General features: G+C 63.8%; 2 protein-coding genes. One reads left to right on the forward strand and one right to left on the reverse strand.

Features of this window, described 5'->3' with window-relative positions:
• Window positions 1-903: AraC family transcriptional regulator (locus tag FHW96_RS25850; RefSeq protein WP_172343438.1), on the reverse strand; the 903-nt coding region annotated here is incomplete at its 3' end.
• A 97-nt stretch (window positions 904-1,000) separates the two neighbouring features.
• On the opposite strand from FHW96_RS25850, the gene FHW96_RS25855 reads away from it, so the two are divergent.
• The coding region (locus FHW96_RS25855) for an SDR family oxidoreductase (RefSeq protein ID WP_172343439.1) at window positions 1,001-1,739 on the forward strand (739 nt) is incomplete at its 3' end.

A 1,739-nucleotide genomic window follows, 5' to 3' on the forward strand; every position in this document is an offset into this window, starting at 1 on the left:
CGCCTCTCCCATCATTCTGGCAAAGCTGCCGGGCGGGGCGCCGAGGCGTTTGCGAAAGGCGGTGCTGAAGGCGCTGGCAGATTCATAACCGATGTCGTCGGCGATCCGGTCCAGCGATTTGCCGCCGCGGGCAAGCGCGTCCTTGGCAACCGCCATGCGCCAACTGGATAGATATTCCATTGGCGCGCGCCCGACGATCAGGCTGAATCGCGCCGAAAAGGCCGAGCGTGACATCCCCGCGATCCTTGCCAGCTGCGCAACGGTCCAATGGGCGCGGATATCGGCATGCATCGCGTGCAACGCGTGCGCCAGCGCCGGATCGCGCAGCCCGGCAAGCAAGCCCACCGAGGCGGCATCATGCGCCAAGCCCTGCCACCGCAGGGCTTCGACCAGCAGCACTTCGAGCATGCGCTGAACGATCAGATCCTTGCCCGGATGGCTGGATGTGCATTCCTCGGCCAGCAGGTGGATGGTCCGGCCCATCCGGTCCGTCATGCCCTGCGCGGCGGGAATATGGATCAGGCCGGGCAGCAGCGCGAGCAGGAGAGGGGCATTGACCCGCTCAAAGGAAAAGCTGCCGCCCAGGGCTGCAAAATCGGGCTCGCCGTTCTGTTCCCCGTGCCGCACCGGCCCGTCGCTTGGCTCCAGCAGAGGACCGGTCATCCCCGGCTCGCTGCCCAGAGAAAAGGCGGGCGTTGTGGGCATCAGCAGGAAATCCCCCTGCGCCAGTCGCAGCGGCGTCGATCCCTCGAAGGTCACCCATGCCTCTCCGGCAAGGATGAGCGTGAAGCCCGGTGCATCATGCGCCTGATAGCGCACACCCCAACGGCCCCGCGCCGTGATCGGTTTCGACAGGGCCGCATGGGGACGCAGCAGGGTGATGATTTCGCTCAGGGGATCCATGGTTTGGACGATCTGTAAAGGAATATGGATTCATGATTATATATTGTCTTTTTCCTTACGTCTATCTCTCCCTGCATCGAGATCAAGGAGACAGGCAATGACCAAGACGATCCTCATCACCGGCACATCCTCCGGCTATGGTAAGGCAACGGCGCAGTATTTCCTCGCTAAGGGCTGGAATGTGGTGGCAACCATGCGCCAGCCCGACCCGGCGGTGCTTGGTGGCGCTTCCGGCCGGCTGCGCATCCTGCCGCTGGATGTGACCTCGCAGGAGAGCATCGCGGCTCTGGCCGAGGCGGCCGGGCCGATCGACGTGCTGGTCAACAACGCGGGAGTGGGCGGGGTGGGCGCCTTCGAGGCCATGCCGATGAGCCTGATCCGGCAATTGATTGAGACCAACACAATCGGCGTGATGGCGATGTGTCAGGCTTTCATCCCGCAGATGCGGGAACGCCGCTCGGGCTGCATCGTCAACGTCACCTCAAGCGTAACTTTGGGCACCTTTCCGCTGGCCGCCGCCTATACCGCGACCAAACAGGCTATCGAGGGTTTCTCCGGCTCACTGGTGCATGAATTGGGCCATTTCGGCATTGCGGTAAAGCTGGTCGAGCCGGGCTATGCGCCCACGACGCGGTTCGGCGCCAATGCCATCTTGCCGGTCAGCGATCTGTTGCCGGGCGAATATGCCGATTTTGCCCGTCCCATTCTGGAAGCCTTTGCCGCGCCCGCCCTGACCACGCGCGAGAGCGATGTTGCCCAGGCGGTGTGGGATGCGGTGCACGATCGCACAGACCGGCTTCACTTTCCGGCGGGTGCCGATGCGCTGGCTATGGCCG

It is taken from the genome of Novosphingobium sp. SG751A (genome assembly GCF_013149295.1).
Classification (GTDB): Bacteria; Pseudomonadota; Alphaproteobacteria; order Sphingomonadales; family Sphingomonadaceae; genus Novosphingobium.